11 protein-coding genes are annotated in these 14775 nt (G+C 67.8%); 9 read left to right on the top strand and 2 right to left on the bottom strand.

What is annotated here, in order from left to right; translation table 11 throughout:
- Positions 1 to 26: 26 nt before the first annotated feature.
- Complete coding sequence (locus tag ABNQ38_RS37235) at positions 27 to 1214, bottom strand: urate hydroxylase PuuD (protein ID WP_377811481.1); 1188 nt, start codon at positions 1212 to 1214, stop codon at positions 27 to 29.
- A 233-nt stretch (positions 1215 to 1447) separates the two neighbouring features.
- Between ABNQ38_RS37235 and ABNQ38_RS37230 the strand changes: the two genes are divergently transcribed.
- From ABNQ38_RS37230 to ABNQ38_RS37200, 7 genes are all read left to right on the top strand, one after another.
- Positions 1448 to 2044, top strand: a complete 597-nt coding sequence (locus ABNQ38_RS37230) for a LysE family translocator (RefSeq protein ID WP_377811480.1) — start codon at positions 1448 to 1450, stop codon at positions 2042 to 2044.
- Between the two features lie 148 nt (positions 2045 to 2192).
- The gene (locus tag ABNQ38_RS37225; protein ID WP_377811479.1) at positions 2193 to 3692 is read left to right on the top strand and encodes a CHASE3 domain-containing protein; all 1500 of its coding nucleotides are present in this window, start codon (positions 2193 to 2195) and stop codon (positions 3690 to 3692) included.
- Positions 3682 to 4131, top strand: a complete 450-nt coding sequence (locus ABNQ38_RS37220; protein ID WP_377811478.1) for a response regulator — start codon at positions 3682 to 3684, stop codon at positions 4129 to 4131. The genes ABNQ38_RS37225 and ABNQ38_RS37220 overlap by 11 nt, the downstream gene beginning before the upstream one ends.
- Positions 4128 to 5168, top strand: a complete 1041-nt coding sequence (locus tag ABNQ38_RS37215) for a sensor histidine kinase (RefSeq protein ID WP_377811477.1) — start codon at positions 4128 to 4130, stop codon at positions 5166 to 5168. The genes ABNQ38_RS37220 and ABNQ38_RS37215 overlap by 4 nt, the downstream gene beginning before the upstream one ends.
- A gap of 194 nt (positions 5169 to 5362) precedes the next feature.
- Positions 5363 to 6130, top strand: coding sequence for a TetR/AcrR family transcriptional regulator (locus ABNQ38_RS37210; RefSeq protein ID WP_377811476.1), 768 nt, complete (start codon positions 5363 to 5365; stop codon positions 6128 to 6130).
- Between the two features lie 111 nt (positions 6131 to 6241).
- Complete coding sequence (locus ABNQ38_RS37205; protein ID WP_377811948.1) at positions 6242 to 7378, top strand: efflux RND transporter periplasmic adaptor subunit; 1137 nt, start codon at positions 6242 to 6244, stop codon at positions 7376 to 7378.
- Between the two features lie 10 nt (positions 7379 to 7388).
- Positions 7389 to 10463: an efflux RND transporter permease subunit gene (locus ABNQ38_RS37200; protein ID WP_377811475.1), complete on the top strand. Its 3075-nt coding sequence runs from the start codon at positions 7389 to 7391 to the stop codon at positions 10461 to 10463.
- Between the two features lie 85 nt (positions 10464 to 10548).
- On the opposite strand, the gene ABNQ38_RS37195 is transcribed toward ABNQ38_RS37200, so the two are convergent.
- Positions 10549 to 10737, bottom strand: coding sequence for a hypothetical protein (locus ABNQ38_RS37195; RefSeq protein WP_098736128.1), 189 nt, complete (start codon positions 10735 to 10737; stop codon positions 10549 to 10551).
- A gap of 372 nt (positions 10738 to 11109) precedes the next feature.
- Here ABNQ38_RS37195 and ABNQ38_RS37190 point away from each other — a divergent pair, with 372 nt between their 5' ends.
- A complete protein-coding gene (locus tag ABNQ38_RS37190) occupies positions 11110 to 11961 on the top strand; it encodes a phosphate/phosphite/phosphonate ABC transporter substrate-binding protein (protein ID WP_377811474.1) in 852 nt (283 codons plus the stop codon).
- Complete coding sequence (locus tag ABNQ38_RS37185; RefSeq protein WP_377811473.1) at positions 11958 to 14696, top strand: ATP-binding protein; 2739 nt, start codon at positions 11958 to 11960, stop codon at positions 14694 to 14696. Before ABNQ38_RS37190 ends, ABNQ38_RS37185 begins: the two co-directional genes overlap by 4 nt.
- Positions 14697 to 14775: the final 79 nt, after the last annotated feature.

Genomic DNA, 14775 nt, shown 5'->3' with positions numbered 1-14775 from the left:
GTTCGATGGAGTGCTATGAGGGAGGGTTACTTAATGTCCCCGGACCACGCCGCCAACACCGCCCGCTCCCGCGGGGTGATTCCGGTGATGTTGGCGGGGGGCATGGCGCTGCTGTAGCCGGCTTGCAGGCGGATCTGCTCGGCATGGCGGCGGATGCCGTCGCCCTCCAGCACGACGCCGCGCGGAGGGGTGGCGATGCCCTCCCACACCGGCTGGGCGGCATGGCACATGCTGCATCGGGTGGCGACGATCTCCTCCACCTGGGCATAGCCGACCTTGACCGGCGCCGCCGCAGCCGTATCGGCGGTCGCCGGCCCCATGGTGCTGAGCCAGATGCAGCCCAGCATGCCGGCAGCGGCCACCCCCCAGGTCCACCAGGGCGTCGGCTTGCCGGCATGGCGGCTGTTGAAGAAATGGCGGATCGCCGTGCCGACCACCAGGACCAGCGCCACCATCACCCAGTTGTAGCGGGTGGAGCTGACCAGCGGGTAATGGTTGGACAACATCAGGAAGACGACCGGTAAGGTCAGGTAGTTGTTGTGCAGCGAGCGCTGCTTGGCCTTCTTGCCCAGCGACGGGTCAGGCGTCTCGCCGCGCAGCATGGCGGCCACCGTCTTGCGCTGGTTGGGGATGATCAGCATGAAGACGTTACAGGCCATCATCGTCGCCATCAGGGCACCGACCTGCAACATGGCGCCGCGCCCGCTGAAGATCTTCGTCATGCCCCAGGCGGTCGCCACCAGCATGACGAAGCCGGCGACCGCCAACGCCCCGTCGTTGCGGCCGAGGGGCGACTTGCACATCAGGTCATAGGCGACCCAGCCCGCCACCAGCGCGCCGACGCTGATCGCCACTGCCTGCCAATGGGCGAGCGCCAGCACGTCCTGGTCGATCAGGAACAGGTCGGCGCCGCGGTAGTAGAGCACGCACATCAGGAAGAAGCCGCTGAGCCACGTCGCGTAGGATTCCCACTTGAACCAGGTCAGCTCCTCCGGCAGCTGCGGCGGGGCGACCATGTATTTGGTCATGTGGTAGAAGCCGCCGCCATGGATCTGCCAGGCGTCGCCCGCCGTCCCGGCCGGCGCCCCTGCCCGGCGGCGCAGCGAGGCGTCGAGATGGATGAAATAGAAGGACGATCCGATCCAGGCGATGGCGGTGATGACATGCAGCCACCGCGCCAGGGCGTTGATCCATTCCCACAGGATGGGCTCCATCGCGCGCACGCTCCTTCCGGTCAGGTCGATGGCTTGACTGTAAGGCCAGTGTGCAGCTGCGGAAAACCATTCGTCCGTCCCAACAGCTTCAAAAAATGACGAAAGATGGGGGTGGTGTCGTTAGTCACCGCCTGCATTAGATATCGTAATGATAAGGATTAATATTATTCCATTCCCTAATTCCCCAGCGCGCTCTAACCAGACCTAAGGTCATCGGGTTGGGAGTGAAGGGGATGCAGACGTTGGGCGGTCTCGCGCTGTTCGTGTTGGCGGCAACGATTTCTCCCGGCGGCGCCACAACGCTCGCCACCGCATCGGGCATGAATTTCGGCTATCGGGGATCGCTTCCGCTAATCGCCGGCATATCGCTGGGTCTCGCCGGTATGGCCGCCGCCGCTGCGGCCGGGATCGAGGGCATATTCGTTGCCGTGCCGGCGATACAGACCGCGGTCAAGATCGCAGGCACGGTTTACCTTTTATGGCTGGCCCTTCAGCTGTCACGGACGGGCGCTCCGAAGACGAGCGGATCGGTTGCCAAGCCGGCGAGCCTGACAGGCGGTGCCTGGCTTGTCCTTTACAACCCGAAGGGCTGGGCGATGACCACCGGAGCAGCCGCATCCTTCTCGTCGATTGGCGACGGACCGGTCGAGGTCGCAGTTATTCTCGGTGTCGCGTTCGGATGCTTCGCTTCGATCTCGCTGTCGGTCTGGTGCCTGGGCGGCCAGATGCTCCGGCGCGTGCTGACCCGGGACCGGCAATGGAGAGCCCTCAACATTGCGCTGGCGCTTCTCCTGGTCGCATCGATCCTGCCGATCTGGATCGGTCCATGACGGCAAACCCTCTCCCGCCGGGCAGCCGGGGCCTGCCGGCCGCCGAGGCGATGAGGCCGCCGGAAGAGCTGAACCGTCAACAGATTGCCAACCCCGCCGCGAATTGGTAGAGGGACTAATTCTTCCTCGCACCGCACGGCTCTCCGCGATGCCCACGTCCGGCAGCACAGTCACCCGCCGTGCCCTTCTGATGCTGCTCGCCGCCGCCTTCGCGCTGCTGGCGATCATCATGATGTCGGGATGGCTGGCGGACAGCACCCAGCGATATTCCCGCTCCGTCAGCCGGATAACGTCCCTGCGCGTCGCCGCAGGAACCCTCCTCAGCCAGTTGCAGGATGCCGAGATCGGACAGCGCGGCTATCTGCTGACCGAGGACCGCCAATATCTCAAGCCCTACGAGGCGGCGGTCGCAGCGGTGGACGCCACCATCGCCCGGCTGCGCGAGCTGGTCGACGGCGATGCCGGCGAGCTGCGCATCGTTGACCGTCTCGTCGGTCTGGCCGCCGCCAAGCGGGAGGAGCTGGCGGAGACCATCGCCCTGATGGAGGCCGGACGCCGGGACGACTCCCTGGCCATCGTGCGCACCGGTCGCGGCATGCGGCTGATGGACGATGCCCGGCGCTCGCTCGCCGACCTGATCACCCCCGCCGATGCCCAGCTCGACACCCAGCTCCGCGCCCTGACCGGGCAGGCCAGGACGTCGGGATGGGTGGCGATCCTGGGCGGCCTGTTCATCCTGCTGGTCGTCGGCGGCGCCGTATGGATCGCGGTCGGCTACACGCGCGCCCTCATGCAGGCGAAGCAGGCGATCCAGGCCCTCAACGATTCCCTGGAACAGCGCGTGTCGGACCGCACCATGGAGTTGCAGCGGGCCAACGACGAGATCCAGCGCTTCGCCTACATCGTCAGCCACGATCTGCGGGCGCCACTGGTCAACGTGATGGGCTTCACCAGCGAGTTCGAGGCGGGACTGGCCAGCGTGACCGCCGACCTCGCCCGCCGGCCGGCGGACAGCGACGATGCCACCGCAGCGGAGGCGCGGCGGGCGGTCGCCGAGGACATGCCGGAGGCCATCGGCTTCATCCGCACATCGACGACGAAGATGGACCGCCTGATCAACGCCATCCTCGCCCTGTCGCGCCAGGGAAGCCGGACGCTGAACCCCGAACCCCTCTCCATGCAGGCGCTCCTGGAGAACGTGGTCGCCAGCTTCCGCCACCGGGCCGGCGAACTGCGCTGCGCCATCGACATCACCGCCCCCCTGCCGCCGCTCGTCTCCGACCGGCTCGCCCTGGAGCAGGTGTTCGGGAACCTGCTGGACAATGCGATCAAATATCTCAATCCGGCCCGGTCCGGCCGGATCGCCATCCGCGGACGCTCCGAGGCGGGCCTGCTGATCTTCGAGGTCGCGGACAACGGCCGCGGCATCGCAGCCCAGGATCACGAGCGCATATTCGAGCTGTTCCGCCGCTCCGGCGTGCAGGACCGTCCGGGAGAGGGAATCGGCCTCGCCTATGTCCGCACGCTCGTCCGGCGCCTGCAAGGCGACGTCACCGTCGATTCGGTTCCTGGACAGGGCAGTATCTTTCGCATAAGCCTTCCTGAAATTCTCGCCCTTCCTTCGGAGAAACCCGCTCATGATGCGTGACCCCCAGACGGTGTGCATCGTCATGATCGAGGACGACGAGGGACACGCCCGCCTGATCGAGAAGAACATCCGGCGGGCCGGCGTCACCAACGAGATCGTGCCCTTTACCGACGGCACCAGCGCCCTCGATTACCTGTTCGGTCCGGACGGAAGCGGACAGGCCAGCGCGGGCCGGGCACTTCTGATCCTGCTGGATTTGAACCTGCCGGACATGACCGGCGTCGATATCCTGTCCAGGCTCAAGGCGAACCCCCACACCAAACGCTTCCCCGTCGTGGTGCTGACCACCACCGACGACCGGCAGGAAATCCAGCGCTGCTACGACATCGGCGCCAACGTCTACATCACCAAGCCGGTGAACTACGAAAGCTTCGCCACCGCGATCCGGCAGCTGGGGCTGTTCTTCTCCGTCATCCAGGTACCCGAGGCGGAAGCATGACCGAGCCGGCCATACGCATCCTCTACATCGACGACGACGCTGCCATGGCCCGGCTGGTGCAGCGGAGGCTCGAACGGCGCGGCTACGCGGTGGAGTGGGCGAAGGACGGCCAGGACGGGTTGGAACGGCTGGAACGGGGCGGCATCGCGGTGGTCGGGCTGGACCACGAGATGCCAGGGGCGACCGGGCTGGACATACTGCCCGCCCTGCTGGCGCGCGAGAACGCCCCGCCGGTCGTTTACGTCACCGGCGCCGGCGATACGCGCGTGGCCGTCGCGGCGCTGAAGGCCGGGGCGGACGATTACGTTCCCAAGGAAGCCGGAGAAGGATTCTTCGACCTGCTGGCGGCCGCCATCGAGCAGGCCCTCGAGAAGGCCCAGCTGCGCCGCGAACGCGAACGGGCGGAGCAGGAGGTGCGCGCCGCGCGGGATCGGGCGGAACTGCTGTTGAAGGAGGTCAACCACCGGGTCGCCAACAGTCTGGCCCTGGTCGCCGCCTTCGTGCGGATGCAGCGGTCGGGCCTGTCCGATTCCATGGCCCGCGCCGCCCTGGACGAAACCCAGGCGCGCATCACCGCGATCGCCGGCATCCACCGGAGCCTCTACACCTCCGACGATGTGCGGTCCGTCCGGTTCGACGCCTATCTGGAAACGCTGCTCGCCGAGATGCACACCGCCATGGCATCCCGCCGCCCGGACAGCTTCGTCGTCCTCGCCGACGAGGTTTCGGTGCCGACCGACAAGGCGGTGTCCCTGGCGGTGATCGTGACCGAGCTGGTCACGAACGCCTGCAAATATGCCTATCCCGAAGGCCGGTTCGGCAGCATCCGCGTCCGGGCAATTGCCGCCGGGGGGCAGCTGTCGGTGAGCGTGGAGGATGACGGGGTCGGCTTTTCCGGTGACGATGCGCCCAAGGGAACCGGCCTCGGCACCCGCATCGTCCAGGCGATGGCGGCCAGCCTGGGGGCGCTGCTGCATCATGACCGTCAGCATGCCGGCACCCGGGTGACGCTGACGATGCCGTTGCAGCCGCTGTAACCGCGAGTACAGGCACAACGCCTCCGGTGCCGTCCCCGGCCGTCCTTGTCAGGGGCCGGGCAGGAGACTGGCGGCCATCCATCCGAACCCCATGGACAGGATGCCGCACCCGGGCTATATCTCCGCCAGCAAGGTGAGTAAGCACTCACTTATCACAAGCGACCGACCCGGCACCCTTCGATGGCCCCCTTCTGATGGCCCCGCGCCTCGACAGCCACGCCCGCAAGCGGGCGATCCTCGACGCCGCCTTGCCGCTGTTCGCGCGCAAGGGCTTCGCCGCGACCACCACCAAGGAGATCGCGCAGGCCGCCGGCGTGTCGGAGGCGCTGATCTTCAAGCATTTCCCATCCAAGGCCTTGCTCTACGAATCGATCTTCCTCTGCTGCATCGACGGCGATCCGGAATATGAACGGCTGGTGTCGCTGCCGCCCAGCACCGGCACGCTGGTGCAGATGATCCAGGGCATGGTGAACTACTTCGTGATCGAGCTGCCGGCCGATCCGGACGAGCGCGCCCGCCACCGCCTGTCGATCATTAGCCTGTTGGAAGACGGCGAGTTCATGCGGCAGGTCTTCGAAGGCATCCGCAGCCGTTTCCTGCCCTGCTTCGCCGCCTCCATCGAGGCTGCGACCGCCGCCGGCGACCGGCTGCCGGGTCCGGTCGATGCGGAGAACGGATTCTGGCTTGCCGAGCATCTGTGCGAGATGATGGCGACCGTCTGCCTGTCCGGCGGGGCCATCGTCCCTTATCCTTGCGGCCGTCCCGACCTCGCGCGCCAGACCATCTGGTTCATCCTGCGCGGGCTCGGCCTGCGTGACACCGCGATTGCCGCCCACGAAGGCGGCGGACGCTTTCCCTTCGTGCCTTCCCAGCCGCCGCCGGAGCCGCCGGCAAATGGTGCAGCCGAGCCCATAAATGGCGCAGCCAAGAATGACGAACCCACACCCGAGAGACCGGAGTAGCCGAACGTGACCCTGGACCATTCGCCAAAGACCGAGACGTCATTCGGCCACCCGGCGTCCGAGCCGGGTCGCGGGGCGCCTCCCCCGACATCGCCGCCGCCGCGCAAGCCGGTGACGCGCGGGCGGCTGACCGTGCGCATCGTCATCACGCTGATCGTGCTGGGGCTGCTGGGTGCGGGGCTGTACGGCTTCAACACCTTCCGCGCCAAGGCCATCGCCGATTTCTTCGCCAACAACAAGCCGCCGCCCACCCCGGTGGCGCTGGCCGAGGCGACGGTACAGACCATCCCGAAATACCTGTCGGCCATCGGCACGCTCCAGGCGGCGCGACAGGTGACGGTGGCCCCCGAGGTCGCCGGGCGCATCGACCGCATCCCCTTCGAATCGGGCTCCCGCGTCAAGGCCGGCGACCCGCTGGTGCAGTTGAACGACGCCACCGAGCAGGCCGACCTGCTGGCCCAGCGCGCCCAGGCGCGTCTGGCCGAGCTGAACCTGGAGCGCTACCGCGACCTGCGCCGCAGCCAGGCGACGCCTCAGAGCAACGTCGACCAGTATCAGGCACAGCTCGACGAGACCAACGCGAACATGAAGCGCACCAGCGCCCTGATCGGCCAGAAGCTGATCAAGGCGCCGTTCGACGGCGAACTCGGCATCCGGCAGGTCAATGTCGGCGACTACGTCAATCCCGGTGCCACCATCGTGACGCTGACCGACCTGTCGCAGCTCTACATCAACTTCACCCTGCCGGAGCAGAGCTTCACCAAGCTGTCGGTCGGCCAGGGCGTACTAATCAACGTCGATGCCCTGCCGGGCCGCGATTTCGAGGCGAAGATCACCACCATCGAGCCGCAGGTCAGCGCCGACACCCGGGCCGTCAAGGTGCAGGCGACCATGGACAACCGTGAGCGCCAGTTGCGGCCGGGCATGTTCGCCAATGTCCGCGTCGTCCTGCCGCCGCAGCCCAACACGCTGACCGTTCCGGAAACCGCGGTCGACTACACGGTCTACGGCGATTCCGTCTTCGTCGCCACCCAGCAGAAGACCCAGGACGGCAAGGAGCAGCTGGTGGTGGAGCGCAAGCCGGTCAAGATCGGCGACCGCCTCGCCAACCGCGTGGAGATCCGCGAGGGCATCAAAGCCGGCGACCGCGTCGTGGTGTCGGGCCAGCTGAAGCTCGCCAACGGTGCGGCCGTGGTTCCGGCGGAGAAGAATCCGCTGACCCCGCCGCAGACCCTGCCGCAGAACTGAGGCCGACGCCATGGGCAGCTTCACCGACATCTTCATCCGCCGGCCCGTCCTGTCGCTCGTGGTCAGCCTGCTGATCCTGCTGATCGGGGCCCGCGCGCTGCTGGAGCTGCCGATCCGGCAGTATCCCCAGCTGCAGAACACGGTCATCACCGTGACCACCAGCTATCCCGGCGCCTCGCCGGAGCTGATGCAGGGCTTCATCGCCACGCCGATCGAACAGGCGGTCTCCTCGGCCGAGGGCCTGGACTATCTGACCTCCTCCTCCACCCAGGGGCAGAGCGTCGTCACCGCCTATGTCCGGCTGAACTTCGACCCCAACGTCGCGATGACCGACGTGATGGCGAAGGTGCAGCAGGTCAAATACCAGCTGCCGCGCGAGGCCAACGACCCGGTCATCCTGAAATCGACCGGCGAGACGACCTCGATCCTCTATATGGGCTTCTCCAGCCCCGAATTGTCGGGAGCGGCGATCTCCGACTACCTGACCCGCGTGGTGCAGCCGGTGCTGTCCACGGTGGAGGGCGTCGCCCGCGCCCAAATCCTCGGCGGCCAGACCTTCGCCATGCGGCTGTGGCTCGACCCGGTCAAGATGGCGGCGCGCAACATCTCGCCGGCCGACGTCTCGGCGGCGATCACCGCCAACAACTACCAGTCGGCCCCCGGCCAGACCAAGGGCGTCTTCGTCATCTCCAACGTCACCGCCAACACCGGCCTGACCGACGTCGAGCAGTTCCGCGACATGGTGGTGAAGGCGAAGGACGGGGCGCTGGTGCGCATGCGCGACATCGCCACGGTCGAACTCAGCTCCAAGAGCTTCGACGCCAGCGTGGCGATGAACGGGCAGCAGGCGATCTTCATCGGCGTCGACGCCACCCCAACCGGCAACCCGCTGAACATCGTCGCCGACATCCGCAAGATGGAGTCCGACCTGCGGCGCAATCTGCCGCCCAACATGAACATGGAGATCGTCTACGACAGCACCCGCTTCATCCAGGCCTCCATCGACGAGGTGGTGAAGACGCTGCTGGAGGCGGTCGCCATCGTCATCGTCGTCATCTTCCTGTTCCTCGGCAGCCTGCGGTCGGTTCTGATCCCGGTGGTGACGATTCCGCTGTCCATCGTCGGCGCGGCCACCTTCATGCTGGCGCTGGGATTCTCGCTGAACCTGCTGACCCTGCTGGCGATGGTGCTCGCCATCGGCCTCGTGGTCGACGACGCCATCGTGGTGGTGGAGAACATCCACCGGCATATCGAGCACGGCAAGTCGAAGGTCGCCGCGTCGCTGATCGGCGCGCGGGAAATCATCGGGCCGGTCATTTCCATGACCATCACGCTGGCGGCGGTCTACGCCCCCATCGGCCTGTTGGGCGGCCTGACCGGCGCGCTGTTCCGTGAATTCGCCTTCACGCTGGCCGCGTCGGTGATCGTCTCGGGCGTCGTGGTGCTGACCCTGTCGCCGATGATGTGCTCGATCATCCTGAAGGAGGGCAAGCCGGGCCGCTTCGCCGCCTTCCTCGACCGTCAGTTCGAACGGTTGGCAGGCTGGTACGAGCGGCGGCTGCACGGCATGCTCGACTATCGCGCCGCGACCCTGCTGTTCGCGGTCGGTATCCTGCTGTCGGTCGGCTACCTGTTCGCCAACACCATGTCGGAACTGGCGCCGGAAGAGGACCAGGGCATCCTGTTCGGCATCTCCAAGGGGCCGCAATACGCCAACCTCGACTATATCGACAGCTTCGGCAAGCAGATCGACGAGACCTTCGCCGCCTTCCCGGAGACCGACACCCGCTTCATCCTGACCGGCCTGCCCACCCTCAACCAGGGCTTCGCCGGCATGATCCTGAAGCCGTGGGGCGAGCGCAAACGGTCGGCCAAGGAATTGCAGCCGCTGGCCCAGGCCGAGCTGGGCAAGGTGACGGGCATCAACGTGTTCCTGGTGTCGCCGCCGGCCCTGCCGGGATCCACCGGCGGCCTGCCGGTGCAGATGGTGATCTCCAGCCCCGGCGACTACCGCACCATTTTCGACGCCATCGAGCGGATCAAGGATGCCGCCACCAAGAGCGGCATGTTCATCGTCACCGACAGCGACCTGCAATATGACAGCCCGGTCGTCCGGCTTAAGATCGACCGCGCCAAGGCGGCCGATCTCGGACTGACCATGCAGTCGGTGTCGAGCACGCTGTCGGTGCTGGTCGGCGGCAACTACGTCAACCGCTTCAACCTGAACGGCCGCTCCTACGAGGTCATTCCCCAGGTGCCGCGGGCCGAGCGCCTGACGCCGGAATCGCTGACCAACTATTACGTCACCTCCGGATCGGGCGCCCAAATCCCGCTGTCCACCGTGGTGTCGGTCGAAACGGCGGTGGAGCCCAACGCGCTGAACAAGTACAACCAGCTGCCGTCGGCCACCTTCTCCGCCGTGCCGATGCCAGGCGTGTCGATGGGCCAGGTCGTCGACTTCCTGGAGGAGCAGGCGCGCACCCAGCTGCCAGCCGGCTTCAACCACGCCTACCTGTCGGAATTGCGCCAGTTCGTGACGGAGGGCAGCCAGTTGATGATCACCTTCGCCTTCGTGCTGATCGTGATCTATCTGGTGCTGGCCGCGCAGTTCGAATCGCTGCGCGACCCGCTGGTGATCCTGGTGTCGGTGCCGATGTCGATCTGCGGCGCGCTGCTGCCGCTGTTCTTCGGCGTCGCCACCATGAACATCTACACCCAGGTCGGTCTGGTGACCTTGATCGGCCTGATCTCCAAGCACGGCATCCTGCTGGTGGAGTTCGCCCGCGAGATGCAGCTCAACGAGGGCGTCGACCGCCGCACCGCGATCGAGCATGCCGCCCGCGTCCGCCTGCGCCCGATCCTGATGACCACCGCGGCGATGGTGGTCGGCCTGCTGCCGTTGCTGACCGCGGCGGGCGCCGGTGCGGCCAGCCGCTTCTCCATCGGTCTGGTCATCGTGTCGGGCATGCTGATCGGCACGCTGTTCACCCTGTTCGTCCTGCCGGCGGTCTACACCCTGCTGGCCAAGGACCACTACGCCGCCTCGCGCTCCAGCCGGGCGGAGCAGCTGCGCAGCACGACCTGACGCGCCGTCGGGCACCGTGCAACGAAACAGGCCTCTCCCGACCGGGAGGGGCCTGTTTTCGTTCGGGGCTTTCTTTCGGGGCCTCTCACCCCGCCAGTTCCGCCGGCACCGGCAGGTCCTCGCCCTCCTCGCGGCGGAGCATCCAGATCATCCAGCGTTCCGTATGGATCAGCAGGCGCCGGGTCTCGACGCTGTCGCAGCCGCGGCTGTGGCTGCGCAGGAGGCGGATGGCGCGGCAGATGGCGGACTGCGGGTCCTGGGCTCGATCCGGCACGGGCGGGGGTCCTCGGTGGCTATGCGGAGGGTAATGCGGGCTCTCCGACACATAACGGACCGATCCGCAACCAAAGCGTGATCTTTCTTGGCTTCGCGCAGAATCCCGTCCGGCCGCCGTTCCAAAGTTGCGCCTGGCCGCTGGAATGATGCAGACGGTGACGATCAAAGTTTCAAGGGGCGTCGCCGGCCACGGGTGTTTGGCCGGCTCATGCCCGGCAAAGGCCACCCTGTGCGCTCTTGGCCCTACCTGCGGCATTTATCGAATGTTATATCTTTCGTCGTAGACCACCGTTCGGGCCGTCGCCGTTACGAATGCTGTCCGTCCAAGCGCCGGCATTTCACAACCGCAGTCCGTGGGGATCGAAACGCCATGACCAAGCGACTGTTCGCCCGCCTCGCCGCGCTCTGTTCCGCCGTGTTGTGCGGCCTGGCGGCCACCGCGCCGTCCCCGGCGCAGGCGGAGGAGCAAGCGTTCCGCATCGGCATCGCCCCGCACACCAGCGCCCGCGTCATCATCGAACAGTACCAGCCGGTCCGCCGCGCGGTGGAGGCGGCGCTGGGCCGGCCGGTGGAGATCGTGACGGCGCCCGACTTCACCTCCTTCGCCCGCCGGGCGGTCGAGCAGGAATACGACATCGCCGTGACCACCGGCCACCAAGCGGAGATGCTGCGCAAGGATGCCGGTTACCTGCCGCTGCTGACCTACAGATCGGACTTCCGCGCCGTGCTGGTGACGGCGGCCAAGGGGCCCTACCGGACGGTGCAGTCGCTGGCCGGCACCACCGTGCTGGGACTCAGCCCGTCGTCGCTGGTCACCCTGTGGGGCCAGCACTGGCTGGCCGAGCAGAAGCTGCCGAACATCCAGCTGCGCTATGTCAGCGCCGCCGACAGCGTGGCCCAGCTGATCCTGGCCGGCGACGCGTCGGCCGGCTTCATGTCGCTGGCCAACCGCGCCAAGCTGGCGCCGGAGGTGCAGGCACAGCTGTCCACCATCGCCGAAAGCCGGTCGATGGCCGGGCGCGTCTACATGCTGAACGGCAAGCAGGCCACCCTGCTGGAGCCGCTGCGCAAGGCGCTGTTCGCCTTCGGCGAAACCGCGGAGGGCCGGACCTATTTCGACGCCAACCAGCTGGGTGGCTACCGCCCGGTCACCGACGAGGAGCTGGAGGCGATGGAGCCGCTGGCCGACGAGGTCCGGAGCGTCCTGAAGGCCGGGAAATGATCCTGTCCCGTCTGGCGCCCTGGAAGACGCTGCGCGGGCGCATGCTGGCCGCCGCCATGGCGGTCGAGGCGATCATGCTGACCCTGCTGGTCGCCAACAGCGTGCGCCTGCTCTACGGCAGCCTCGCCGAACAGGCCAGGCTGCATGCGGAACAGGTGGCGCCGGTGCTGAACGCCGCCCTGGTGGCGCCGCTGGCCCAGCGCGACTACGCGACCCTGCAGGCGGTGCTGGACGAAAGCCGCTCCACCGGCGGCGTGCTCTATCTCGCCGTCGCCGACAGCAAGGGCAAGCTGGTGGCGACCAGCGGCTGGCGGCTGGACCGCGGCCTGCCGGCCCCCGACCCGGCGTCGACGCTGGATGCCAAGGACGGCGTCGCCCGCTATGACGTGACGGTGCCGGTGGCGCTGGCCGGGCAGAAGCTGGGCACGGTGCAGTTCGGCCTGGATCTGGCCCACATCGTCCAGGCGCGGCGGGACCTGCTGACCCAGGGCATCGCCATCGCCCTGTCGGAGATCCTGCTGTCGGCCGGGCTGCTGACCCTGCTCGGCCTGTGGCTGACCCGCCATCTGGCGGCGCTGGCGCGGGCCAGCGAACGGGTGGCGGCCGGCGATTACAGCCCGCCGGCGCTGGCGGAGGGCGACGACGACATCGGCCGGCTGGGGGCCGCCTTCAATACCATGTCCCACGCCATCAAGGAGCGCGTCGACCAGCTGACCGTGGCGCTGGACGAGCAGGAGGCGCTCGCCCGCGACGTGGAGCACGAGCGCGCCCGCCTCTCGGCCCTGCTGTCGGCGATGGATTTCGGCGTGCTGTTCGTCGGCGGCGACGGGCGCATCGCCTATGCCAACCCGGCCTTCTCCGCCCTGTTCGCCAGTGCCGGGGCGCCGGTCGGCCACCGGCTGGACGAGACGCTGGCCAATGCCTGCAACGCGCCGCGCGACACCGACCACACGCTGCTGTCAGCGGTGGACGGCGACGAGCGGCGCGAGATGACGCTGACCGACGGGCGAATCGTCAGCTGGCACAATGTGCCGGTGCGCAACGCCGCCGGGACCGCCATCGGCAAGCTGTGGCTGTGCATCGACGTGACCGAGCCGCGGCGCGCCGCCGAACAGCTGCTCCAGGCCAAGGAGACGGCGGAAGCCGCCAGCCGGTCGAAGACCGAATTCCTGGCGACCGTCAGCCACGAGCTGCGCACCCCGATGAACGGCGTGCTGGGCAGCCTGACCCTGTTGACCGACGCCTCCCTGCCGGCGGAGGAAAAGCGGCTGGCCGACGTCGCCCGCCGGTCGGCCGAAACGCTGCTGCGGCTGCTGGACGACATTCTGGATTTGTCGAAGCTGGAGGCCCGCCGCATCGACCTGGAGGAGGCGGATTGCGCCCTGCCCCAGCTGATCGACGGCGTGCTGGAGGTGCTGCGCCCGAACGCCACCGACAAGGGGCTGGACCTGTCGGCCCGGCTGATGCCGTCGGTGCCGGAGGTGATCGTCACCGACCCGGCCCGGCTGCGCCAGATCCTGTTCAATCTGGTCGGCAACGCGGTGAAATTCACCGAGGAGGGACACATCGCCGTGCGGGTGCGCCGGCTGGACCGCGACCCTGCCGAGTTCGTCCCCTACGGCCGCCCGGACTCCTTCCTGCTGGAGTTCGAGGTGGAGGATACCGGCATCGGCATCGCGCCCGACTCGGTGCCGACCCTGTTCGACCGCTTCACCCAGGCCGACAGCTCGATCACCCGGCGCTATGGCGGCACCGGGCTGGGGCTGGCGATCTGCCGCGACCTCTGCCTGCTGATGGGCGGCAGCATCGCCGTCGACACCGCTCCCGGCCGCGGCAGCGTCTTCCGCTTCACCATCGTCGCCGGTCCCGGCGATCCGTCGGCGCTGCGCCGCATCGACGCCGGCCACGGCACCAGCCTGGGCGAGGCCGCGCGCGTCGCAGCATTGCCGCCGCTGCGCGTGCTGGCGGTCGACGATATCGAGGTGAACCGCGACATCGTCCGCGGCATCCTGGAACGCGCCGGCCACAGCGTGGCCCTGGCCGCCAGCGGCGGAGAGGCGGTGCGCATGGTGCGCGACCAGCCCTTCGACCTCGTGCTGATGGACATCCAGATGCCGGGCATGGACGGGCTGACCGCCACCCGCCGCGTGCGCGACCTGCCGGGAGACAAGGGCCGCGTGCCGATCCTGGCGCTGACCGCCCATGCGTCGGGCAGTTCGCGGCCGGAATGCCTGTCGGCGGGAATGAACGGCTTCGTCACCAAGCCCTTGCGTCCCGCCCTGCTCTTCGCCGAAATGGCTTCGGTGCTGGGCAGCGGCCTGCCCGCTGTTTCCCAACAGGCCACTTCCAAGCCGGCCGCTCCCGAATCCCCGTCCCCGGAGGCTGACATGACCGATATCCCGGACGCCGACCTGTTGGACGAAGAGCAGGTGTCGCTGCTGCTGGAGGTGCTGACGGCCGACGACTGGACCGCCTCCATCGCCGGCTTCACCGAGAATGGCCGCAAGACCATCGACGGCATGATCGCCCAGGCCCGCGCCGGGGAGCCGCACAACCGCACCGCCCACACGCTGAAGGGCACCTCGCTCAATCTCGGCGCCGCCGCCCTCGGCCGGCTGGCGAAGGAATTGGAACACGCCCCCGCCGCCGCGGTTCTGGAACAGGAAGGGCGGCTCTACGACCTGCTCGACCGCTCGCTCGCCGCCCTGGCCGCGCGCACGCCAATCGCCATCTGAACGGATAAGCCGACGGTTGGGCAGCACCCATCGGGCAGTGCGGCCTCCACATTCGGACAGGTGGGCATGGCACAAAAGC

Source organism: Azospirillum sp. A29, from assembly GCF_042604625.1.
Lineage (GTDB): Bacteria > Pseudomonadota > Alphaproteobacteria > Azospirillales > Azospirillaceae > Azospirillum > Azospirillum palustre.
Note: the sequence above shows the minus strand (reverse complement) of the source record. Positions and strands in the feature narration are given on the sequence as shown.